The sequence below is a fragment of the Streptomyces sp. NPDC022910 genome (assembly GCF_055561075.1).
This window is the reverse complement of record NZ_JBVHHL010000003.1, coordinates 52795-74084: the sequence shown is the minus strand read 5'-3', so window position 1 is coordinate 74084 and position 21290 is coordinate 52795. Positions and strand designations below refer to the sequence as shown.

Annotated in this window: 22 protein-coding genes; 16 read left to right on the top strand and 6 right to left on the bottom strand. The window is 70.4% G+C overall.

Annotated elements, in window-relative coordinates; genetic code table 11:
- Positions 1-20 precede the first annotated feature (20 nt).
- The 3 genes from ACZ3TS_RS03715 (at position 21) to ACZ3TS_RS03705 (ending at position 3479) form a co-directional block, all read left to right on the top strand.
- Positions 21-1424, top strand: coding sequence for a dipeptidase (locus ACZ3TS_RS03715; RefSeq protein WP_467613443.1), 1404 nt, complete (start codon positions 21-23; stop codon positions 1422-1424).
- 164 nt (positions 1425-1588) lie between these two features.
- Positions 1589-2530 (top strand): NAD(+) diphosphatase, encoded by a 942-nt coding sequence (gene nudC / locus ACZ3TS_RS03710; RefSeq protein ID WP_467613442.1) that lies wholly within the window; start codon positions 1589-1591, stop codon positions 2528-2530.
- Positions 2531-2699: 169 nt separating this feature from the next.
- Complete coding sequence (locus tag ACZ3TS_RS03705; RefSeq protein ID WP_467613441.1) at positions 2700-3479, top strand: SDR family NAD(P)-dependent oxidoreductase; 780 nt, start codon at positions 2700-2702, stop codon at positions 3477-3479.
- A gap of 179 nt (positions 3480-3658) precedes the next feature.
- Here the strand turns inward: ACZ3TS_RS03705 and ACZ3TS_RS03700 are convergent, their stop codons facing one another.
- Positions 3659-3916: a mycoredoxin gene (locus tag ACZ3TS_RS03700; RefSeq protein WP_467613440.1), complete on the bottom strand. Its 258-nt coding sequence runs from the start codon at positions 3914-3916 to the stop codon at positions 3659-3661.
- Between the two features lie 136 nt (positions 3917-4052).
- On the opposite strand from ACZ3TS_RS03700, the gene ACZ3TS_RS03695 reads away from it, so the two are divergent.
- From ACZ3TS_RS03695 to ACZ3TS_RS03675, 5 genes are all read left to right on the top strand, one after another.
- Positions 4053-6308: an ATP-dependent DNA helicase UvrD2 gene (locus ACZ3TS_RS03695; RefSeq protein WP_467613439.1), complete on the top strand. Its 2256-nt coding sequence runs from the start codon at positions 4053-4055 to the stop codon at positions 6306-6308.
- Positions 6309-6475: 167 nt separating this feature from the next.
- Positions 6476-6796: a hypothetical protein gene (locus tag ACZ3TS_RS03690; protein ID WP_467613438.1), complete on the top strand. Its 321-nt coding sequence runs from the start codon at positions 6476-6478 to the stop codon at positions 6794-6796.
- A 176-nt stretch (positions 6797-6972) separates the two neighbouring features.
- Positions 6973-7341, top strand: coding sequence for a WhiB family transcriptional regulator (locus tag ACZ3TS_RS03685; protein WP_019072119.1), 369 nt, complete (start codon positions 6973-6975; stop codon positions 7339-7341).
- Positions 7338-7661: a hypothetical protein gene (locus ACZ3TS_RS03680; protein ID WP_467613437.1), complete on the top strand. Its 324-nt coding sequence runs from the start codon at positions 7338-7340 to the stop codon at positions 7659-7661. Before ACZ3TS_RS03685 ends, ACZ3TS_RS03680 begins: the two co-directional genes overlap by 4 nt.
- Before the next feature lie 117 nt (positions 7662-7778).
- A complete protein-coding gene (locus tag ACZ3TS_RS03675) occupies positions 7779-8003 on the top strand; it encodes a hypothetical protein (protein ID WP_467613436.1) in 225 nt (74 codons plus the stop codon).
- Between the two features lie 324 nt (positions 8004-8327).
- On the opposite strand, the gene ACZ3TS_RS03670 is transcribed toward ACZ3TS_RS03675, so the two are convergent.
- Both ACZ3TS_RS03670 and ACZ3TS_RS03665 read right to left on the bottom strand, forming a co-directional pair.
- Positions 8328-9695 carry an ABC1 kinase family protein gene (locus tag ACZ3TS_RS03670; RefSeq protein WP_467613435.1) on the bottom strand — a complete coding sequence of 456 codons (1368 nt, stop codon included), beginning with the start codon at positions 9693-9695 and terminating at the stop codon, positions 8328-8330.
- Positions 9688-10911 (bottom strand): TOMM precursor leader peptide-binding protein, encoded by a 1224-nt coding sequence (locus ACZ3TS_RS03665; protein ID WP_467613434.1) that lies wholly within the window; start codon positions 10909-10911, stop codon positions 9688-9690. The genes ACZ3TS_RS03670 and ACZ3TS_RS03665 overlap by 8 nt, the downstream gene beginning before the upstream one ends.
- Before the next feature lie 225 nt (positions 10912-11136).
- On the opposite strand from ACZ3TS_RS03665, the gene ACZ3TS_RS03660 reads away from it, so the two are divergent.
- The 4 genes from ACZ3TS_RS03660 to ACZ3TS_RS03645 all read left to right on the top strand — a co-directional run bounded on the left by ACZ3TS_RS03660 (position 11137) and on the right by ACZ3TS_RS03645 (position 15039).
- Entirely contained in the window at positions 11137-11733 is a 597-nt protein-coding gene (locus ACZ3TS_RS03660; protein ID WP_467613433.1) for a M48 metallopeptidase family protein, read from the top strand.
- A gap of 174 nt (positions 11734-11907) precedes the next feature.
- Positions 11908-13575: a TerD family protein gene (locus ACZ3TS_RS03655; protein ID WP_467613432.1), complete on the top strand. Its 1668-nt coding sequence runs from the start codon at positions 11908-11910 to the stop codon at positions 13573-13575.
- Positions 13576-13586: 11 nt separating this feature from the next.
- Positions 13587-14267 (top strand): AIM24 family protein, encoded by a 681-nt coding sequence (locus ACZ3TS_RS03650; protein WP_467613431.1) that lies wholly within the window; start codon positions 13587-13589, stop codon positions 14265-14267.
- 16 nt (positions 14268-14283) lie between these two features.
- Positions 14284-15039: an AIM24 family protein gene (locus ACZ3TS_RS03645; protein ID WP_467613430.1), complete on the top strand. Its 756-nt coding sequence runs from the start codon at positions 14284-14286 to the stop codon at positions 15037-15039.
- 44 nt (positions 15040-15083) lie between these two features.
- Here ACZ3TS_RS03645 and ACZ3TS_RS03640 read toward each other — a convergent pair whose 3' ends face one another.
- Both ACZ3TS_RS03640 and ACZ3TS_RS03635 read right to left on the bottom strand, forming a co-directional pair.
- On the bottom strand, positions 15084-15599 hold the full coding sequence (locus ACZ3TS_RS03640; protein WP_467613429.1) for an NUDIX hydrolase: 516 nt from the start codon (positions 15597-15599) through the stop codon (positions 15084-15086).
- Positions 15596-17026 (bottom strand): zinc-dependent metalloprotease, encoded by a 1431-nt coding sequence (locus ACZ3TS_RS03635; protein WP_467613428.1) that lies wholly within the window; start codon positions 17024-17026, stop codon positions 15596-15598. Before ACZ3TS_RS03635 ends, ACZ3TS_RS03640 begins: the two co-directional genes overlap by 4 nt.
- A 191-nt stretch (positions 17027-17217) precedes the next feature.
- Here ACZ3TS_RS03635 and ACZ3TS_RS03630 point away from each other — a divergent pair, with 191 nt between their 5' ends.
- The 4 genes from ACZ3TS_RS03630 (at position 17218) to ACZ3TS_RS03615 (ending at position 20519) form a co-directional block, all read left to right on the top strand.
- Positions 17218-18381: an SDR family oxidoreductase gene (locus tag ACZ3TS_RS03630; protein ID WP_467613427.1), complete on the top strand. Its 1164-nt coding sequence runs from the start codon at positions 17218-17220 to the stop codon at positions 18379-18381.
- 143 nt (positions 18382-18524) lie between these two features.
- On the top strand, positions 18525-18983 hold the full coding sequence (locus ACZ3TS_RS03625; protein ID WP_467613426.1) for a molybdenum cofactor biosynthesis protein MoaE: 459 nt from the start codon (positions 18525-18527) through the stop codon (positions 18981-18983).
- Positions 18984-19175: 192 nt separating this feature from the next.
- A complete protein-coding gene (locus ACZ3TS_RS03620) occupies positions 19176-19340 on the top strand; it encodes a hypothetical protein (protein WP_467613425.1) in 165 nt (54 codons plus the stop codon).
- An 81-nt stretch (positions 19341-19421) separates the two neighbouring features.
- Positions 19422-20519: a YlbL family protein gene (locus ACZ3TS_RS03615; protein ID WP_467613424.1), complete on the top strand. Its 1098-nt coding sequence runs from the start codon at positions 19422-19424 to the stop codon at positions 20517-20519.
- A gap of 80 nt (positions 20520-20599) precedes the next feature.
- Here the strand turns inward: ACZ3TS_RS03615 and ACZ3TS_RS03610 are convergent, their stop codons facing one another.
- Entirely contained in the window at positions 20600-21142 is a 543-nt protein-coding gene (locus ACZ3TS_RS03610) for a PPA1309 family protein (RefSeq protein WP_467613423.1), read from the bottom strand.
- Positions 21143-21290: the final 148 nt, after the last annotated feature.

Here is a 21290-nt window from a genome sequence, read left to right as displayed (position 1 = left end):
GGGCCGATAGGCTCGTGACCATGAGCGAGACCCCGGACAGTGCCGTCCGCACGTACATCGACCGCCACCGTGCCGCCTTCCTCGACGACCTCGTGGAGTGGCTGCGCATCCCGTCGGTGTCCGCTCAGCCCGAGCATGCGGCGGACGTGCGACGCAGCGCCGAGTGGCTCGCCGCCAAGCTCGAGGAGACCGGTTTCCCCACCGCCGAGGTGTGGCCGACCGACGGCGCCCCTGCCGTCTTTGCCGAGTGGCCCGCCGACGATCCGCAGGCGCCCACCGTCCTCGTCTACGGCCACCACGACGTTCAGCCCGCCGCCCGCGAGGACGGCTGGGACAGCGAGCCCTTCGAGCCGGTGATCCGCGACGGCCGCCTCTACGCGCGCGGGGCCGCCGACGACAAGGGTCAGGTGTTCTTCCACACACTCGGCCTCCGCGCCCACCTCGCCGCCACCGGCCGCACCGCCCCGGCCGTCCACCTGAAGCTGCTCATCGAGGGCGAGGAGGAGTCCGGCTCCCCGAACTTCCGCACCCTCGTCGAGCAGCACGCGGACCGGCTCGCCGCCGACGCAGTGATCGTCTCCGACACCGGCATGTGGTCCGCGGACACCCCCACCGTCTGCACCGGCATGCGCGGCCTCGCCGAATGCGAGATCACCCTGCACGGACCCGAGCAGGACATCCACTCCGGCTCCTTCGGCGGCGCCGTGCCGAATCCGGCCACCGCGGCCGCCCGCCTGGTGGCGGCCCTGCACGACGAGCACGCGCGTGTGGCGATACCAGGCTTCTACGACGGCGTCACCGAGCTCACCGACCGCGAACGCGAGCTCTTCGCCGAGCTCCCCTTCGACGAGGAGCAGTGGCTGCGGACCGCCAGGTCGAGGGCCACCCACGGCGAAGCCGGTCACAGCACCCTGGAGCGCATCTGGGCTCGCCCCACCGCCGAGGTCAACGGCATCGGCGGCGGCTACCAGGGCCCCGGCAGCAAGACGATCATCCCGTCATCCACCATGGTCAAACTCTCCTTCCGCCTCGTCGCCGGCCAGGACCCCGACCACGTCGAGAAGGCCGTCAGAGCCTGGGCCGCCGACCGACTGCCCGCCGGGATCCGGCACGAGATCATGTTCGGCGCCTCCACCCGCCCCTGTCTGACGCCCCTCGATCACCCCGCCCTGCAGTCTGTCGCACGCGCCATGGGCCGCGCCTTCCAGCAGCCCGTCCGCTTCACCCGTGAGGGCGGCTCCGGACCGGCCGCCGACCTCCAGGAAGTCCTCGGCGTGCCCGTCCTGTTCCTGGGCATCTCCATCCCGTCCGACGGCTGGCACGCCCCGAACGAGAAGGTCGAACTCGATCTGCTCCTCAAGGGCGTCGAGACCACCGCATACCTGTGGGGCGACCTGGGGGAGAACCGGCGCGATGCGGACTGACCGTCTCGCGGGCCGGACCGCCGACCGGGTGGGCCGCGAGGCGCGGCACACTGGAAGGACCGCCCCGCACGGCCAAGGTCCACCGGACCCGGTCACCTCCAGCCGTACGTCCCGCTGAACCGCCCGCCGAAACCACCGCTGCACCGGGGGAGTTGGAAGCACCCGTGACCACCTGGACCGACCACACCGCCGATCGACCCATCTCGCTCACCGCCCCGAGCGGCATCGACCGCGCCGCCCACCATCGGCTCGACGAGGCCTGGCTCGCCGCGGCGTGGAGCCACCCCACAACCCGCTGCTTCGTGGTCTCCGACGGCCAGGTCCTCATCGACGAGACGCCCGACGGCCGGACCGAGCTCGTGATGACCCCCTCCTTCGAAGCACCCCTTACGGAGGCCCACCGTTACTTCCTGGGCACCGACGAGGACGGCGTCAGCTACTTCGCACTCCAGAAGGACGCCCTCCCGGGCCGCATGGACCAGTCGGCGCGCCCGGCCGGACTGCGCGAGGCGGGCCTGCTGCTGTCCCCGCGCGACGCCGGCCTGATGGTGCATGCGGTCGCCCTGGAGAACTGGCAGCGCATGCATCGCTTCTGCTCACGCTGTGGCGAACGCACGGTCATCGCGGCCGCCGGCCACATCCGCCGCTGCCCGGCCTGCGGCGCCGAGCACTACCCGCGCACCGACCCAGCGGTGATCATGGCCGTCACCGACGACGAGGACCGCCTCCTCCTCGGCCGCCAGGTGCACTGGCCCGAGGGCCGCTTCTCGACCCTCGCCGGCTTCGTCGAACCGGGCGAGTCCATCGAGCAGTCGGTGCGTCGAGAGGTGTTCGAAGAAGCGGGCATCACCGTCGGCGAGGTCGAGTACATCGCCAGTCAGCCCTGGCCCTTCCCGTCCAGCCTGATGCTCGGCTTCCTCGCCCGCGCCACCTCCACCGACATCACCGTCGACGGCGACGAGATCCACGAGGCCCGCTGGTTCTCCCGCGAGGAACTGCACGCCGCCTTCGAGTCCGGGGAGGTCCTGCCTCCGTACGGCATCTCCATCGCCGCCCGCCTGATCGAACTCTGGTACGGCAAGCCCCTGCCGACGAGGAGCGTCTGACACCGGCGGGCGGTCAGCGGCATCTGGGCTCCCCAAGGAGAAGTCGCAGGTAATCGGGAGAGAAGGCGCAGGCACATGGCCGAGAAGGCCCGGTCCGGGGAATGGCCACTGGACGATGACACCACCCCCGAGCGCTACGGCTCTGGGCGCGCCCGCCTAGGGTGCGGGCATGACCTCGCAGGCATACCTCTCCGAACTGTTCTCGCTCGACGGCCGGGTCGCCGTGGTGACCGGCGGCAGTTCCGGCATCGGCCGAGCCGTCGTCGGTGCCCTCGCGCGCGCAGGAGCGAGCGTCGTGGTCGTGGCACGCAAGGAGGCGGAACTCGCGGCGACAGTCGGCGAGCTGGCGGCCCACGGTTGCCGGGCGGCGTGGGTGAGCGCCGACCTGGGCACTCGCGACGGCATGCGCGCAGCGGCCGAGGAGGCAGCCGAGGCATTCGGGGAGCCCGACATCCTCGTCAATTCCGCCGGGATCAACCTGCGCCCCCCGATGGGCGAGCTGGGCGAGGACGTGTGGGACACCACGATGGCGGTGAACTTGGAGGCGCCCTACCTGCTGGGACAGCGGTTCGGGCCCGGCATGGCCGAACGGGGCTTCGGGCGGATCATCCACATCACCTCCCAGCAGGCGCATCGGGCGTTCTTCCAGAGCGGCGCCTACGGGGTTTCCAAGGGGGCATTGGAGTCGCTGGCCCGTTCGCAGTCCGAGGCATGGTCGTCGTACGGCGTCACCTGCAACACGCTCGTGCCGGGGTTCGTCATGACGCCGCTGAACGCACGTCTGTCGTCCGACCCCGGGAAGGTGGCGGCGCTCGCTGCACGCACGATGGTCGGGCGCAACGGTCTGGCCGAGGACTTCGCGGGTGCAGCGGTGTTCCTGGCGAGCCGCGCCTCCGCCTACGTCACCGGGCAGGCGATCTTCGTTGACGGCGGGTTCTCCGTGCACTGAGCCCAGCACCGGAGCGTCCGGGAAGGCATACCAGTACGGCGGCCGGGACCATGGCAGCCGTCTCCCCGTCGGGCGGGCCGAGCCGTGTCGGCCGTTCAGGATCGGTGATCAGGTACCCCTGCACCACATGGTTCAGCCCCCGCCCATGGAGGAGCGGGGGCTGCTTGCGGAGATTCGGGTCAGGCGCCGAGTGCCTGCTTCACCTGGGCAAGGCTGGGATTCGTCATGACGACTTCGTTGCCACCAGTGACGGGAAGTACCCGAACAGTCGGGACTGTCTGGTTTCCGCCATTCGCCTTCTCCACGAACGCTGCGGACTCCGGGTCCTGCTCGATGTTGATCTCGTCGTACGCGATGCCCTCACGGTCCAGCTGACTCTTCAGTCGGCGGCAGTAGCCACACCACGAGGTGCTGTACATCGTCACAGTGCCCGGCATGTCGCTCGCGCTCCTTTACGGCTCGGTGTGCGTAGTAGCTGAGGGAGCAACGTATGTGAATGTTCCACCATTCCCGCCACCGCCCCGGTGCTCCGGCCCCTCACCGGTGACGCCTGCCGCATCAGTACGACTGCAGGTGCCTCCCTGTGGACAACCGACGCACCCGTCTCCGCCGACCTGGCAGCATGGCGGGGTGACAGCAGCAACGCATTCCACGCTCTTCCCGCAGGTCCCGGACTCGGCCGACGCGGTGCTCGTAGGGCTCGACCCCGAGCAGCGCGAAGTGGCGACCGCCCTGCACGGCCCGGTATGCGTGCTGGCAGGCGCCGGCACCGGCAAAACGCGGGCCATCACCCACCGCATCGCCTACGGAGTCCGCGCCGGCATCCTCCAGCCCTCCAGCGTGCTCGCTGTCACCTTCACCAACCGCGCCGCCGGCGAGATGCGCGGCCGCCTCCGCCAGCTCGGCGCCGCCGGCGTCCAGGCCCGCACCTTCCACTCCGCGGCGCTGCGCCAGCTCCAGTACTTCTGGCCGAAGGCCGTCGGCGGCGGCCTCTCGAAGATCATCGACCGCAAGATCCAGATCGTCGCGGACGCGGCCGCCGCCTGCCGCATCCGCCTCGACCGCAACGAACTGCGGGACGTCACCGCCGAAATCGAATGGTCGAAGGTCACCCAGACCGTCCCCGCCGACTACGTTGCCGCGGCCGCCAAGACAGGCCGCGAAACCCCCCGCGACCCCGCTGAGATCGCGCAGCTCTACGCCACCTACGAAGATCTCAAGCGTGACCGCGCCCTCATCGACTTCGAGGACGTCCTCCTTCTCACCGTCGGCATCCTCCAGGACCGCCACGACATCGCCGACGAGGTCCGCGCCCAGTACCAGCACTTCGTCGTCGACGAGTACCAGGACGTCAGCCCGCTCCAGCAGCGCCTGCTGGAGCTGTGGCTCGGCGACCGCGACAGCCTGTGCGTCGTCGGCGACGCCAGCCAGACCATCTACTCCTTCACGGGCGCCACCCCCGACCATCTCCTCGACTTCCGCATCCGCCACCCCGCGGCCACCGTCGTCAAACTCGTTCGCGACTACCGCTCCTCACCCCAGGTCGTCCATCTCGCCAACGGTCTCCTCGGCCAGGCCCGGGGCCGCGCCGCCGACCACCGCCTCGAACTCGTCTCCCAGCGCGCCCCGGGCCCCGAACCCGTCTACACCGAATACGCCGACGAGCCCACCGAGGCCGAAGGCGCCGCCCGCCGCATCCGCGACCTCCTCGCCGACGGTGTACCCTCCGCCGAGATCGCAATCCTGTTCCGCACCAATTCCCAGTCCGAAATCTACGAACAAGCCCTCGCGGACGCCGGAATCCCCTACCAACTGCGTGGCGCCGAGCGTTTCTTCGACCGCCCCGAGGTCCGCAAGGCAGGCATCGCCCTGCGTGGCGCCGCCCGCTTCGGCGCCAACGACTCCCTCCTCGACGACGCCGTGGACCTGCCCTCCCAGGTGCGTGCCGTCCTCTCGGGCGAAGGCTGGACGCCCACGCCCCCCGCGGGCTCCGGAGCCGTCAGGGAGCGATGGGAGTCCCTGGCCGCGCTCGTGAACCTCGCCCAGGACTTCGCAGCAGCCAAACCCGCCGCCACCCTCGCCGACCTCGTGGCCGAACTCGACGAGCGGGCGAACGCCCAGCATGCCCCGACCGTGCAGGGCGTCACCCTCGCCTCCCTGCACTCCGCCAAGGGCCTGGAATGGGACGCGGTCTTCCTGGTAGGCGTCGCCGAAGGCATGATGCCCATCACCTACGCCAGAACCGACGAGCAGATCGAAGAGGAACGCCGCCTCCTCTATGTAGGTGTCACCCGCGCCAGGGAACACCTCCACGTCTCCTGGGCTCTGTCCAGGTCACCCGGCGGCCGCCCCAACCGACGGCCCAGCCGCTTCCTCGACGGACTGCGCCCCGGCTCCTCCGCCGCCGCGGGCCGCTCCGCAGCCGCCGGCCATGGAGGCATCGAACGCGGCTTCAGCACCACCGGTACGACCGCCGCACCGCGCCGCACCAGCAGAACCCCGGCCCGCTGCCGGGTCTGCGGGCGCACGCTGTCCGAGGCCGGCGAGATGAAACTGATGCGCTGTGACGACTGCCCCTCCGACATGGACGAAGGCATCTACGAGCGGCTGCGCGCGTGGCGGGCGACGCAGGCGCACCGCAGCGGCCAGCCGGCGTTCTGCGTCTTCACCGACCGGACCCTGATCGCGATCGCCGAAGCCGTACCCGGCGACGAGCGTGAACTGGCGCGTATCCCGGGGGTCGGAGTGCGCAAACTCAACCGCTACGGGACAGATGTTCTGGCCATCTGCGCAGGCCGGGACCCGGTTGAAGAGGACAACGACGACTGATACGAACTCGTCGCAAAAATAGTTTGCGCAAGCCCCAGCAATCCCCATAGGTTCTAAGCCACGGGAACGGCGGCCTTCTCGGAGGCCCTGATTCCGTGTTGTACTTACATCACCGCCGGACTGGGTTCACCCCTGGTCCCCTAAGACGCCGAGAGGAGGCGATTGAAGTGATCAGCATCAAGACCAGCTCCACCCGCACCGCCAAAATGACCGATCGCTCGGTCGTCTCCACGTGCATGCTCGGCGTCTCCAACCTGGGCACCGGTCTGTCCGGCATTCGTGCCGTCCGTCCGGCGTCCTCCCTGTCTCTCGCGGGTCTTCCCATCCGTGAGCGCAATGAGCGACCGGCCAAGGCACTGGAAGCAGTAGTGGCACAGGCACAGGCCTATGCCTTTGCAGCGGCCGGTGCCCGATTCCGGAAGCAGACGACGCAGCACCACCTGATGTGGGCCTTCCGTGGGCCAGAACCCTGGAGTGATCCAGCCTGATCGGCGATCAGGCCGGCGCCTTCAGGGCCGCGGAACCCCATCCGGGATCCGCGGCCCTTCTGTTTTCCCCGAACGGGGACGGCAGAACGAAGGGGCCTCGGGACAAGAAAAGAACCCGGTACCAAGCCGACACCCGGTCCAACAGGGCCGGAACGACCAGACGAGGAAGACGAACCGTGCAACTCGAAGCGCACGCCCCGTCCGTACCGCCTTCCGAAACGATCCCCCCGCCCGGCCTCACGGAGGACTCCACCTTGACCCCGCTCACCGCGCTCACCGCGCTCGACGACGCCATCGAGAACCTCGGCGTACCCGTCCCCTGCCGCTCCTACGACCCGGAGGTCTTCTTCGCCGAGTCGCCGGCCGACGTCGAGTACGCCAAGTCCCTCTGCCGCACCTGCCCGCTGATCGAGGCCTGCCTCGCCGGTGCCAAGGAGCGGCGTGAGCCCTGGGGCGTCTGGGGTGGCGAGCTCTTCGTCCAGGGTGTCGTCGTCGCCCGGAAGCGGCCGCGTGGCCGCCCGCGCAAGAACCCGGTCACGGCATGAACACCGCAGGAACGATCGACCGCCCCCTCACGCACGACCCCAAGAAGCAGGCCCCGATGAAGCCGTCCACCAGCGAGCCCGCAGGCTCCGCGATTTCAGACTTCACCTCCACCGGTGCGAACGCCTCGCGCCAGAACAGGACCCGAGAGATGCAACTCATCCCAGAAGCCCTGGCTCGTGCGCATATGCACGAGCGACTGCACGAGGCCGAGCGGGAACGCAGGGCCGTGCGCCTGGCGAGAGCCCGCCGGATGCAGCGCCGGGCGGAACGCGCCTCGATGCGCGCCCGCCGTGCGCTCGCCATGGCTGTCATGCAGTAGGCAGGCCGACATTCACACTCGGCACCCGGAAAGCCTCGCGGGGGCCGGTCCGAAGGGACCGGCCCCCGCGGTGCGTTGTGTGCGACGAAGCAGTGGGACGGCGATATCGTCACAGGGGTGACGAGTCTTCCCGGAGACAGCGACAACAGCGGCTCCGTGCGCCTGCCGGACACCGTACAGGCCCAGAACCTCATGTGCGCTTGTTGCGGCACCCGGGCCGATGGCCCCCGACCCACCTGGACCTGCTCCGTGGAGAACGGCCTGCGCCACTACTTCTGCGACAACTGCGCCCGCACCCATATCAGGGCGATCGAGGGGCGGTTGGACTCGGCGTGGTGGTAGCTCTCGCGTCCGCTTCACTCAGCGAAGCTGCTCGCCGTCTGTACGCCAACTGAGTGCGGATCCGCCAGCAGCACCACACGGCCGGCCGCCGGGGCGAACCCGAGTACCGGGTTCCCGTAGTCGCCCGCCGCAGTCATCATTCGTCCGGGAGGGGCGGGACCCGCAAAGCGGCCGTCTTGGCGTCGGCCGGACGCGCCGGCATCTCAGCCGCACAAGGCAATGGCCCAGCGACGCCACCTTCCGAGTACTCCCATGCCCACTCACTCGACCCTTGGTGAACCGCACCAAGGCATCCCTGGCCCGGCACTGTTCGGACAGCCCAGGTCACGCCTCCGCTCCGGGTTCCTCCTCCTCCTCCGGCAGGAAGCCCGGTAGCCACTCCTCCAACTCATCACGCAGGCGGACCGTCGCGCCCAGTTGGCACAGCACGCCGATCGTGCTCAACGTCACCCGGTGTATGAGGAGGTACGACGGGGGCAGGTTCAGTCGTTTGCCCAGCTGGTACGCGGGCGAGCGTGGGTCGGCGACGCGCGCCGCCTGGCTGCGCATCCAGCCGCGGGTGAACGTGAACTGGTCGACCTGGGCGGGTTCGATGATCGGAAGGAGATAGTCGAGGACCGCGTCGGGGTCGAGTTCGATGGTCTCCTTCACAAAGCCCTCCTCGCAGAGGAGTTCGTAGACCGACTGGGCGTCGCCCTCCAGGGTCAGGCGCAGCGAGTGGCCGATGGGGGTCGGCAGGCCGCCTGGCAGACGGTCGACCGTGCCGAAGTCCAGGACGCCAAGGCGCCAGTCCTCCTTCCGGGTGCCGAAGCCTGAGCCGGGCAGAAGACGGAAGTTGCCCGGGTGCGGGTCGGCGTGCAGCAGACCCGTGCGGGCCGGCCCCGAGAAGAGGAAGCGGGCCAGCAGCTGGCCGGCGCGGTCCCGCTGCTCCTGGGTACCGCCGGAGATCACCTCCGACAGCGGTATGCCGTCGACCCACTCGGTCACCAGGACCTGATCGCACTGATGCACCACCGCCGGCACCGTGAAGTCCGGGTCCCCCTCGAACTCCTCCGCGTGTGTCTGCTGCGCCTGTGCCTCCAGGCCGTAGTCCAGTTCCTCGGAGACCCGGTCGCGCAGCTCCGCGATCAGCGGCTTGATGTCCATGCCCGGGACGAGGGGACCCAGCAGGCGGGCGAATCGACTGAGTTGGTTGAGGTCCGAGAGCAGCGCATCGCCGGCGCCCGGGTACTGCACCTTGACCGCGACCTCGCGTCCGTCGTGCCACACCCCGCGGTGTACCTGGCCGATCGAGGCCGCCGCGGCCGGTTTGTCCTCGAATTCCAGGAACAGCTCGTGCCAGTCCTCGCCGAGGCGTTCCTCCAGTACCGCGTGCACCGTGCGCGTCGGCATCGGAGGGGCCGCCTCCTGAAGCTTCGTCAGAGCGGCCCGGTAGGGTCCGGCGACCTCCTCGGGGAGCGCCGACTCGAAGACGGACAGGGCCTGCCCGAACTTCATCGCGCCGCCCTTCAGCTCGCCCAGCACCTTGAACAGTTGCTCGGCCGTGCGCTGTTGGAGTTCGCGGCCGACGATCTCCGCGGATTCACCGACGATGCGTTTACCGAGTCCCCAGGTCGCCCGCCCGGCGAAGCCGAGCGGGAGCGCGGCGAGCTTGGCGGTCCGGGTGACCGCCTTCCGGGGAAGATCAGACATGCGCCCTCCAAGTCCCAGACAGCCGTGCCGCGTGTGCCTTGCGAGACAGGTTCCTCGACGGCTGTTGCTCCGCCATTGTCTCGTGCGGCTCCCCGTCCTTTGAGGTGTGTTCCTCCTTACCTTTCTCCGCTGCACCGCACCCGCATGCGGGATGGGCCCACACCGGTCGCGCGTGCCAGTCGAGCCGGGGCACGGAGGCCTCCCAGCGCGCGCCCGCGCTGGAGGGCGCCTCGCCGTCCAGGAAGGCGAGCGCATGCCCGGCGGCCACTGCGGCGACGGCGGTCGCCAGGGTGAGGTCGCACGCCTGGACCTGCGGCGGGCGCCCGGAGCGCCACTGGGCGACCATACGCGGCCAGGTCTCGTCCCGGTCGGTGCGCCCCCGGTCGAGGCAGCCCGCGCAGCTCGTGTCACCAGGGAGGACGAACGGGCCGACGATGCCCGTGCCCTCCACGACACCGGCGTACAAGTGGGGCGTGCCGGAGGCGATCAGCGGCTGGGCGGTGAACGGGTCGGGCGCGTGGATGTCGACGCCGTCGCGCGGGGCGAGGATCACCAGCGAGAAGCCGGGGTCCGGGTCGTCGTGGGGAGAGCGCCGGGAGGCGCGTTGCCGGCGCGGTGGCCGGTCCGGGGCTGCCGCGCGAACCGCGCGGCGGGCCGCTTCATCTCTGCGCTCGCCGATGGAATCTGCCGGCAGTCCGCCGGGTGCAACGTCCCACGGCTCGACGCAGCCGGTGTCCCGGACGTCCACCTCGCCGACGCCCGCCCCCGCCAGCAGGGAGGCGAGGACGGCACCCACGCGGCCCGCGCCTCGGACCTGGACCCGGAGCGAGCGGCGCGCGGCCAGACGCATGGCGGGCTCGCCCGGTGTGCGGGCGACCAGCGACAGTGACGCCAGGTCAGGACGGAGGCGGTCCAGGACGCCGGCTTTGGCGCGGAGGGTGTCGGCCTGCGGGCCGCCGCCCGTCGCGTCGTCGAGCAGGCCCGCGCCGGAGAGGTTGTCCACGAGTGCGTCGACGTGCCCTTCGGGCAGGCCCATGCGGCGGGCATCCTCGCGCAGGAGCGACAGCCCGCGGGTGCCGTCGAGCAGGGTGAGGAGGCTGCCCGTCGCGGTGTCGACGGGACCCAGCACCATCGCGTGCGCGGGTGCGATCCCGAACTGCACGGTGTTCAGGTCGCGCCAGCCGCGCCGCAGCGCGGGCTTCACCATCGGATGCATGACCGGCCCCCGTTCTTCGTGTACTTGTGTGTGTTCGTTCCTGTTTGCCGGCTGATGTCCTGGTCTGCCGACGCAGGCCAGCATGCCGGGACCGGGCGGGGGCGTGCGGAAAGTTGTCCACAGGCGGGGGTATTGGTCGTACAAATCAAGGGCACGGGGTGTGGATCGGCAGGGAACCCTCCCGGAGGCGGGACTTCCTCCGTGCGCAGCGGGTAACGTCGGGGCGTGCCCGCCGATCCACTGCACCGCGTCGGAACGCCACAGCGCAGCACGACGAGCCAGCCGCCGAGCGGCTCGGGGGCGAGCGCGATCGAAGTACGCAGGAGCGCGCGACGCCGCAGAACGGTCTCCGCGTACCGCGAGGGCGATCGCACCGTCGTGCTGATCCCCGCCCGGATGTCCGAGGCGGAGGAGCAGCGCTGGGTGACCGTCATGCTCGACAAGCTGGCCGCCCAGGAGAGCAAGCGGGTGATCGGCGACGCCGAGCTGGCCGAGCGCGCCGGGCGGCTGTCGGTGCAGTACTTCGACGGCCGGGCGCGGCCCACCTCGGTGCGCTGGGTCACCAACCAGAACACGCGCTGGGGCTCGTGCACCCCCTCCGAGGGCAGCATCCGTCTGTCGCACCGCTTGCAGGGCATGCCGGAGTACGTCGTCGACTACGTCCTCCTGCATGAGCTCGCGCATCTGCTGGTCCCGGGACACGGGCCGCGTTTCTGGCGGCTGCTTGATGCGTATCCACGCACGGAGCGAGCCCGCGGCTACCTCGAGGGTGTGGTCGCGGCGGACCGGCTGCCGCATCAGCCCGCGCCGGCCGAGGAGTAGCGGGAGACCGCGCACGCACGCCGCGCCGTCGGCCCCCAGCCGCCGGGCGGATGTCATACCGTGCCGCCGAGAAGTCTTTGTGTACCGGGTCTGTACCGGCTTCTTCCGCTCGCGGCGTTTGCCGTTAGCCTGGCGCGACGCACTCATATTCGGGATGGGGGACGGTCGTTACGCATGGCCAGGGAATTCCAACGCGGCCACAAGGCCAGGATCAGTGACCTCACCGCGGGCACGGATCTGTACGTAGGTGTGCAGATCTCCGGGCCCGGACTGACCTTCGACATCAGCTGCTTCGGTCTGGACGCCGACGAACGACTCTCGGACGACCGGTACTTCCTCTTCTTCAACCAGCGGAAGACGCCGGAGGAGTCCCTTCAGCTCCTCGGTCCGCAGGCGGGCGACACGGAATCTTTCCGGGTCACGCTCGACAGGATCCCGCCGCAGATCCAGAAGCTGTCCTTCACGGCGACGGTCGACGGTGCCGGGCAGATGTCGCAGATCAATCCCGGATACATCCGCATCGTCGCGGGCGGCGAGGAGGTGGCACGGTACTCCTTCACCGGTTCGGAGTTCACCACCGAACGCGCCGTCATGCTGGGCGACTTCTACCTGAAGGACGTCTGGCGGTTCGCCGCGGTCGGCCAGGGCTTCGACGGTGGGCTCGAGGCACTGCTGAAGAACTTCGGCGGCGAGGTCCTCGAGGAGGAGGCGCCCGCCCCGCAGCAACCGCAGCCCGGTGCCGCGCCGGGCTTCGCGCCGCCCGCCCAGGCCACCGCGCCCCCCGCCTTCGCCGCCCCGGCGCCTGCTCCCGCTCCGGCGCCGCAGCAGCCCGCCCCGCAGGGCTTCACGCCGCCACCGGCACCCGCGCCGCCCGCCCCGGCTCCGGCGCCTTCCGTGCACGCCGCGCCCACCATCGTCGCGCCCCTGAACACGCCTCCCGGCGGAACCGTGCCCCCGCCGGGTCCCGCCCCCTACGCGCAGCCGCCGGGCCAGCCGGGGCCGCCGCCCGGTTACGGCCAGCAGCCGTCCGCCCCGATGCCGCCCGGCTATGGCCAGCAGCCGCCGGCCGCGCCTCCCGGTTATGGTCAGCAGCCGCCGCAGGGGCAGGTTCCGGGACAGTACACCGGTCAGCCCGCGGCTGCTTCTCCGTACGGTGCCCCCCAGGGCGTCCCCCAGGCCGGTGCCGGTGTGGCCGCCGCACTGCAGCCCTTCAAGGAGACGCCGACCGGGCAGCGGTGGACGCAGCAGAACAAGAAGCTCGTCCGCGTCGACCTCGGCATCGGCGGCCAGCCCGTGCTGGCCCGGCAGGGCAGTATGGTGCTCTATCAGGGCAAGGTCGACTTCAGCTACAAGGGCGCCGGTTTCGCCGGGCGGATCGTGGGCAACGCGACCGGCCAGGAGATGCAGCTGATGCGCTGTACCGGGCAGGGCCAGTTGTTCCTCGCCGAGAACGCGACCCATCTGCACCCGATCGAACTCCAGGGGGACGCGATCTGTGTCTCCGCGGAGAACGTCCTCGCTTTCGACGAGTCCCTGCAGTACGAGGTCCGGCGCATCGAGGGGCACGGCATCCCCGGTGGCGCGCTGTTCACGATGCAGTTCCAGGGGACCGGCACGATCGTAGTGAAGACGCACGGCGCTCCCGTGGTGCTGCCCGTCACCCCGACGACATTCGCCGACTGCAACGCCGTCGTCGCCTGGTCGGCCGCCGCGCAGGTGATCGTCTCCAGCCAGGTGCGGATGCGCCGCAACGCCTACCCCGGGGACACCGGGGAGAGCGTCAACCTCCAGTTCCGGGCGGCGCCCGGCAATTTCGTCGTCGTCCAGCCGTACGAGGTCTGAGGGAGCCCGATATGAACCAGCCGCTCGCGGGCTTCGCCCCCGCCCCCGTCACCGCCCGCATGGAGAACCACGGCAGCCACATGCTGAAGGTCGCCTTGCAGACCGGAAACGACCTCCTCGCGCGCGTGGGGTCGATGGTCGCCTACGAAGGCTTCGTCCAGTACGAGCCCAACCCGCCCGCCGTACGCCAGATCGCGCGGGACTGGGTCACCGGTGAGGGCGCGCCCCTCATGAAGTGCTCCGGCGACGGTCTGCTCTACCTCGCCGACTACGGGGCGAACGTCGTCGTCATCAACCTCAACGGAGACGCGATCTCCGTCAACGCCACCAACCTGCTTGCCTTCGACGCGCACCTGCAGTGGGGGGTCGAACGCGTCAAGGGCCTCGCCAAGTTCGCCGGGCAGGGCCTGTGGAACACGAAGATCTCCGGACAGGGCTGGGTGGCGCTGACCTCCCGGGGCAAGCCGATCGTCGTCGACTGCGGCGGCGGCGAGGACGAGACGTACGTCGATCCGGACGCCCTCGTCGCCTGGTCCCCGAACCTCAAGGTGAAGGGCAAGCGCAGCTTCAAGGCGCAGTCGCTCATCGGGCGCGGCAGCGGCGAGGCGTACCAGATGGCGTTCTCCGGGCAGGGCATCGTCGTCGTCCAGCCCAGCGAGGACAGCACTGATCGCCTCCGGATCCGGGGCTGAGGGGGAACCGCACACCATGCAGAGCACGCTTTTCGGCTACAACGAGCAGCAGACCCAGGAGCGCTACAGCCTGCAGAACCCGCAGATGCTGCGCGTCGTCCTGGAGGGGCACGACGACATCCTCGCCCGCAAGGGCACCATGGTCGCCTACCAGGGGCTCGTCGAGTTCGACGCCGAATACCAGAACAACGGCCAGCGGCGCGCGCGTGCGTACACCGGTGAAGGCCTCGACCTGATGCGCTGTCACGGGCAGGGCACCGTCTACCTCGCGAACCTCGCCCAGCACGTGCACATCATGGACGTCGAACAGGACGGACTCACCGTCGACAGCAGTTACGTCCTGGCGATGGACTCCTCGCTGCATCACGAGGTCATCGCCGTGGACAGCCAGTACGGCATCTCCGGCTCCGGCAAGTACCAGCTCAACATCACAGGCCGCGGCAAGGTCGCGTTGATGACGTCGGGCGCGCCCCTGCTGATGCAGGTCACGCCGGACAAGTACGTCAACTGCGACGCGGACGCGATCGTTGCCTGGTCCACCGGTCTGCGGGTCCAGATGCAGGCGCAGACGCACTCGTCGGGGGTGTGGCGCCGCCGCGGCAACACCGGTGAGGGCTGGGAGCTCAGCTTCATGGGCAGCGGCTTCGCGCTCGTCCAGCCCAGCGAGCTGCTGCCCCCGCAGAACGCGGTGATCGGGCAGGGACTGCGCGCCCAGTACGGCATGGGCCAGCACGGGGCGCGGGGCCAGAACCAGGGCAACGTCTGGAGCTGAACGCAGGTGAGGGGTGACCGCCTTTGCGGTCGCCCCTTACACCGTCAGAGCCTGGCGCGGGTCGCCTCCAGCAGGCGTACGACCGAGTCGTCCGCCACCTCCGCCACCTCGTCGTAGGCGAACCAGCGCAGGTCCAGGGACTCGTCGCTGATCGCCTCGACGGCCCCGGACGGCGTGAGCGCCGCGTACTGGACGTCGAGGTGCCAGGCGCACGGCGTGTGGTGGCGGTCCAGGCGCACCGGCCCGCCAGGCAGCAGGGCCAGCCCGTCGATGCCCGACTCCTCGGTCGCCTCGCGCAGGGCCGCGGCCCGAAGGGTCGCGTCGCCCGGCTCGCAGTGGCCGCCCATCTGCAGCCACATCCGCAGCTTCTTGTGGAGGGTCAGCAGCACCCGGCCGCGCTCGGCGTCGACGACGAGGGCGCTCGCCGTGAGGTGCCCGGCCCCGCAGGCCTTCCACATGCCGTCCGGGTGCGCAGCCAAGTGATCCAGGTAGACCTGACGCAGTTCCTCCTGCTCCTCGTAGTCCTTCAGCACGAGGACCGCGTCGTCGTGGAGGCTCACTCGGCGTCGTCGTCCTTGCCGTCCTCGTCCTTCTTCTTCAGATCCGGCTGCCCGGCGGAGCCGCCCGCCGCCTCGCCGAGCATCTTGTCCAGCTCGGAGAAGTCCAGGTGCTCGCTGTGTACGAAGCCGTCCGGGTCGTCCAGGTCGGAGGCCGTCGGCAGCATGTCCGGGTGGGCCCACAGGCCGTCCCGGCCGTCCACACCGCGCGCGTCCGTGAGCGACGCCCACAGGCGCGAGGCGTCCCGCAGGCGGCGCGGGCGCAGCTCCAGACCGATCAATGTGGCGAACGTCTGCTCGGCCGGACCGCCCGTGGCGCGACGGCGGCGCAGGGTCTCGCGCAGCGCGTCCGCGGACGCCAGGCGCGGCTTCGCGGACGCGTGCACCACCGCGTCCACCCAGCCCTCGACGAGCGCCAGGGCCGTCTCCAGACGGGCCAGGGCCGCCTTCTGCTCCGGCGTGTCCTCCGGCTGGAACATGCCCTGCTGGAGCGCCTGCTGCAGCTCCTCCGGGTTCTGCGGGTCGAACTGGCCGACCACGTCCTCCAGCTTCGCCGTGTCGACCTTGATGCCGCGCGCATAGCCCTCGACGGCCCCGAACAGGTGCGAGCGCAGCCACGGCACGTGTGCGAACAGACGCTGGTGGGCGGCCTCACGCAGGGCGAGATACAGCCGCACCTCCTCCTTGGGGATGCCCAGGTCCTTGCCGAACGCCTCGACGTTCAGCGGCAGCAGCGCGGCCTTTCCGGCCGGGCCGAGCGGCAGGCCGATGTCGGTCGAGCCGACGACCTCGCCCGCAAGCACGCCGACGGCCTGCCCGATCTGCGTACCGAACATGGCGCCGCCCATCGAGCGCATCATGCCGATCAGCGGGCCCGCCATGGCCTGCATCTCCTCCGGCAGGACGTCGCCCATCGCCGCCCCGACGCGCTCGGCGACCGGGTCGACGAGCTCCTTCCACACCGGCAGGGTCGCCTCGACCCACTCCGCACGGCTCCAGGCCACGGCGGACCCGGCACCGGAGGGCAGGGACGTCGCATCGTCGAGCCACAGGTCGGCCAGGCGGACGGCCTCCTCGACCGCGGAGCGCTCGCCGGGGCTCACGCTCACGTCCTTCGTGCCGTCCGGGGTGCCCTGCGAAACCGTCTGGCGGGCGATCTGCTTGGCCATGTCCCAGTTCACCGGCCCGCCCTCGTACGAGAGCATCTGGCCAAGCTGCTGGAAGGCGGCGCCCAGGTCGGTGGGGCTCAGGGAACCGAACATCGCGGCGAGCGGGTTGTCGGCGCCGGCACCGCCGGCTCCGGGCAGCCCGCAACCGAACGGGTTGGCCGGTCCCTGACCACCACCGCTCTCCTGGTCCTTCTTGTTGCCCTCGTCGCCGTTCTCCGGCTCCTCCGGCGGAAGGCCGAATCCGAATGGGGTGTCACTCACGGGATTCCTCGGCTGGTAAGGCCACCGGTTCCTTCCGGCGGCTGGCTGCCCGACAACACCACCCAGCGTAGACACCCCGGCCCGATCGAGCCTGGGTGCTTCGCCGACACCTTGCCTGCGGCAGGATGGATGCCACCTCGTACGCGCGTGTGCTCCGCGTTCGTACTGAAGACAACCGCTGGAGACGCCCGGTGAGTTCCCCAGATCCGCAGGTTCGCGCAGCGCGAAACCATTCAACCCGCCCGTCGGCCGACCAACGCCCCCGGGCGGAGGCGGGACGCGCCGGCGAGTCCGCCGGCGTCCGCGGGCCCGTCGTCGCGGTCACCGGCGCCGCGTCCGGCGTCGGGGCGCTGCTCACCGAGCGGCTCGCCGCGTCCGACGAGGTCAAGCAGGTCGTCGCCATCGACGAGCGGCGCGGGGAGTGCGCGGCGGCGCAGTGGCACATCCTGGACGTGCGGGACCCGGCGATCGCGGACAAGCTGCGGGGCGCCGACGTCGTGGTGCACCTGGCCCTCGACCTCGACCTGGAGACGGATACCGCGGCGCGCACGGCATACAACGTGCGGGGGACCCAGACCGTGCTGACCGCCGCCGCGGCGGCCGGGGTGCACCGGGTGGTGCTGTGCACGTCGGCGATGGTGTACGGGGCGCTTCCGGACAACGAGCTGCCGCTCTCCGAGGACGCCGAGCTGCGGGCGACGGCGGAGGCGACCGGGGTCGGGGACCTGCTGGAGATCGAGCGGCTCGCGCGGCGGGCGCCGCGGGCCCATCCCGGGCTCAATGTCACCGTCGTCCGGCCGGCCGTGCTCGTCGGGGGCACCGATACGGCGCTGACCAGGTACTTCGAGTCGCCTCGGCTGCTGGTGGTGGCGGGGTCGCGGCCGGCCTGGCAGTTCTGCCACGTCGAGGACCTGTGCAGCGCCCTGGAGTACGCCGTCCTGGAGAAGGTGGACGGGGAACTGGCCGTCGGGTGCGACGGGTGGCTGGAGCAGGAGGAGGTCGAGGAGCTCAGCGGGATCCGGCGGATGGAACTGCCGTCGGCGGTCGCCCTGGGGGCGGCGGCCCGGCTGCACCGGATCGGCCTCACGCCGTCTCCCGCCGGGGACCTCGCGTACACGATGTACCCCTGGGTGGTGAGCGGGAGCCGGTTGCACGACGCCGGGTGGCGGCCGCAGTGGACGAACGAGGAGGTCCTCGAGGAGCTGCTGGAGGAGGTGTCCGGGCGGCACACCGTGGCGGGACGGCGGCTCGGACGCAAGGACGCGACGGCGGCGGGGGCCGCGGGGGCGACGGTGGCGCTGCTGGGCGCGGCCGCGGTGGTGCGGCGGGCGCGGAAGGCCCGGCGGCGGATCTGAGAGGCGTGGCGTGCGGTGCGGGCGCCTCGTAGCCGGGCCGTGGCGGATCCGCCCCTGTCCTGTAGGGCGCTCCGAACCTCGACGCGCGCGTGGAGGTGAGTCGTCTGTTCCTCGTTGTCCGTGGTGTGCGGCACGATGGGGACATGGCATCCCACAGCGATCACCCCGGTGAGCAGGCGGCGGACGAGCCCATCAAGCTGCTCGCGATCCGCGACACCCCACTCTCCGTCGACGAGGTCTTCCGGGCCGTCGGTGACGACGCCGCCGGAGGGATCGCTCTGTTCGTCGGGACCGTGCGGAACCACGACGGCGGGGCCGACGTCGACTCGCTGGGGTACTCGTGCCACCCCAGCGCCGAGGCGGAGATGCGGCGGATCGCCGAGAAGGTGGTCGCCGAGTATCCCGTGCGCGCGCTGGCGGCCGTGCACCGCGTGGGGGACCTGCGCGTCGGCGACCTCGCCGTGGTCGTGGCCGTGGCGTGTCCACACCGGGGCGAGGCCTTCGACGCCTGCCGCAAGCTGATCGACGACCTCAAGCACGAAGTGCCGATCTGGAAGCACCAGAAGTTCTCCGACGGGACGGAAGACTGGGTCGGCGCGTAGAGCCGTCGTCGAGGGCGGCGGTCGCGCGACTTACGCGGCGCCTGCCGGCTTCGGAGTAACGCTCATAGGGTTAACCAACCTCTCACCCGGACTCCGGTTGCGTAACCGTACCCCTGGCGTGAGCGTTGACATGGCGGATGATTAATCTGCTGATCAGTCAGTTGCGGTCGCTCATGGGGTTGGGAGGTCGGCATGGCGGCGCTCGCCTGGTTGCTGATTCCGCTTTTGGCTGCGATCGGTGCCGGACTGTGGGGCAGTTGGGCCAGCCGCAACCGCAAGGCGGCGGGCGACGGCTCCGAGCTCGCCGGATACGCCCGTTTCCGCGAGGCCATGGAGAGGTCCCACTCGGGCGGCTGAGCGCTCCGTGATCCGGCGGCCGCCCGCTCGTACGGACGGCCCCGACGGTGCACTGACAGGACCGTCCCGTACTGTCGTTCCATGCCACGCCGCACCGCGACGATGCTCGCCTCCACCCTGATGCTGATCGCGCTTTTGTGCGCGGGAGTGTTCATCAAAGTGCCGTACTCGGAGATGTCCCCGGGTCCGACGGTGAACACCCTCGCCGAGCACGACGGCGAGCCGGTGCTGCAGATCTCCGGGCGCAAGACCTATCCGACGACCGGCAACCTGAACATGACCACGGTCCGCGTCACCAGCGCCGACTACAACATGAACCTGGTCGAGGCCGTCTACGGATGGCTTGCCCATGACAGCAAGGTCGTCCCGCACGACACGCTCTACCCGGACGGCAAGACCGAGCAGCAGTCCACCCAGGAGAACGCCGAGGAGTTCAGCCAGTCCCAGGAGAGCGCCAAGGTCGCCGCCCTGAAGCAGCTCGGTGTCCCCGTGAAGTCCTGGGTGATCGTCTCGACTGTCCTCAAGGGATCGCCCGCCGAGGGCAAGCTGCACGCGGGCGACGTCATCAAGGCCGTCGACGGGTCGGCCGTCAAGGCGCCCGACGACGTGGCCAAGCTGGTGACCAAGCACAAGCCCGGCCAGGACGTCGTGTTCACGATCGTGCCCGCCAAGGAACAGGCCGCCGCCGAGAAGGCGCACAAGACGGCCACCAAGACACAAAATGTGACGATCACCACGATGAAGTCGCACGACAGCGGTCAGCAGCGGGCCATCGTCGGGATCTCCGCCGGGACCGATCACACGTTCCCGTTCACCATCGACATCAAGCTCGCCGACGTCGGAGGACCGAGTGCCGGCCTGATGTTCGCCCTCGGCATTTACGACAGGCTCACTCCGGGCAGTCTCACCGGCGGCAAGTTCGTGGCCGGCACCGGCACCATCGACGACGCCGGTCAGGTCGGTCCGATCGGCGGCATCGAGATGAAGACGGTCGGTGCGCGCAGCAAGGGCGCCCAGTACTTCCTGACACCCAAGGACAACTGCGCGGCCGCCACCGAGGACACCCCCGAGGGGCTCACGCTCGTCAAGGTCAACACCATTGAGGACGCCCTCGACGCCCTCAAGGACATCCGCACGGGCAAGACCGCCGACCTGCCGAAGTGCACGACCAAGGGCTGACCGGCAGCACCCCGACGTGATGAGGGGGCACCGGGTAACCCCGGGCGCCCCCCGTCACGCACGCGCGGCGCTCGGTCCGCTCAGTCCTCGAACGTCGCCGACAGCGCCTCGGCGAGGCCCGGCACCAGCTCCGGACCCGTCAGCACCTCGGTCGGCGAGTCCTTCTCGCGCAGCCGCAGAGCGGACTCGCGCGCTCCGTCCCGCAGGACCGCCACCGTCATCCGCACCTCCTGGCGTTCCGGGTGCTCGGCGACCCACTTCGCCAGCCTCTTTTCGCTCAGGCCCTCCGGGACCTTTGCCTCCGCGGACGGCGGCAGCATCAGTCGCTCCACCGTGAGCGCGCAGCCGGCCACCGCGTCGGGCCAGGCGATGGTGCCGAGGAACTCGTCCAGCGGCCTGTCGGCAGGGATCTCGTCCTGCTCGATGGGGGTGAGACCGGCCGTCTCGGGCTCGTCCTCCAGGCCGAGCTGGACCGCGAGCGAGGGCTCCTCGACCCGCAGTCGCGCGGTGTCTACGAGGGCGAAGAGGCGAGCGGGCTGGTCCCAGCCGAGGCCGGAGGCGTACTCGTCGATCTCGAGCACGGCCCGGGTGAGCGGGTTCGCTGCCATGGGAGTGTTGGACATGGTCACAATCCTGCCTCGTTCCCACCCGGAAGCGGGAACCGAGTAAAGCGCCAGTAAGTTGCATAGGTGGGGCTCCGTGATCGTGGAGCCTCATCCATGGTCCGCGTTCACGGGGGCCTGACGGATCAACACGGATCAACAGCGAACT

Coding starts and splice junctions, on each gene's coding strand:
- ACZ3TS_RS03705 (WP_467613441.1), top strand. CDS start 2,700: ATGACCTCGCAGGCATACCTCTCCGAACTGTTCTCGCTCGACGGCCGG.
- ACZ3TS_RS03645 (WP_467613430.1), top strand. CDS start 14,284: ATGCAGAGCACGCTTTTCGGCTACAACGAGCAGCAGACCCAGGAGCGC.
- ACZ3TS_RS03715 (WP_467613443.1), top strand. CDS start 21: ATGAGCGAGACCCCGGACAGTGCCGTCCGCACGTACATCGACCGCCAC.
- ACZ3TS_RS03615 (WP_467613424.1), top strand. CDS start 19,422: ATGCCACGCCGCACCGCGACGATGCTCGCCTCCACCCTGATGCTGATC.
- ACZ3TS_RS03680 (WP_467613437.1), top strand. CDS start 7,338: ATGAACACCGCAGGAACGATCGACCGCCCCCTCACGCACGACCCCAAG.
- ACZ3TS_RS03620 (WP_467613425.1), top strand. CDS start 19,176: ATGGCGGCGCTCGCCTGGTTGCTGATTCCGCTTTTGGCTGCGATCGGT.
- ACZ3TS_RS03610 (WP_467613423.1), bottom strand. CDS start 21,142: ATGTCCAACACTCCCATGGCAGCGAACCCGCTCACCCGGGCCGTGCTC.
- ACZ3TS_RS03670 (WP_467613435.1), bottom strand. CDS start 9,695: ATGTCTGATCTTCCCCGGAAGGCGGTCACCCGGACCGCCAAGCTCGCC.
- ACZ3TS_RS03665 (WP_467613434.1), bottom strand. CDS start 10,911: ATGCATCCGATGGTGAAGCCCGCGCTGCGGCGCGGCTGGCGCGACCTG.
- ACZ3TS_RS03655 (WP_467613432.1), top strand. CDS start 11,908: ATGGCCAGGGAATTCCAACGCGGCCACAAGGCCAGGATCAGTGACCTC.
- ACZ3TS_RS03700 (WP_467613440.1), bottom strand. CDS start 3,916: ATGCCGGGCACTGTGACGATGTACAGCACCTCGTGGTGTGGCTACTGC.
- ACZ3TS_RS03625 (WP_467613426.1), top strand. CDS start 18,525: ATGGCATCCCACAGCGATCACCCCGGTGAGCAGGCGGCGGACGAGCCC.
- ACZ3TS_RS03650 (WP_467613431.1), top strand. CDS start 13,587: ATGAACCAGCCGCTCGCGGGCTTCGCCCCCGCCCCCGTCACCGCCCGC.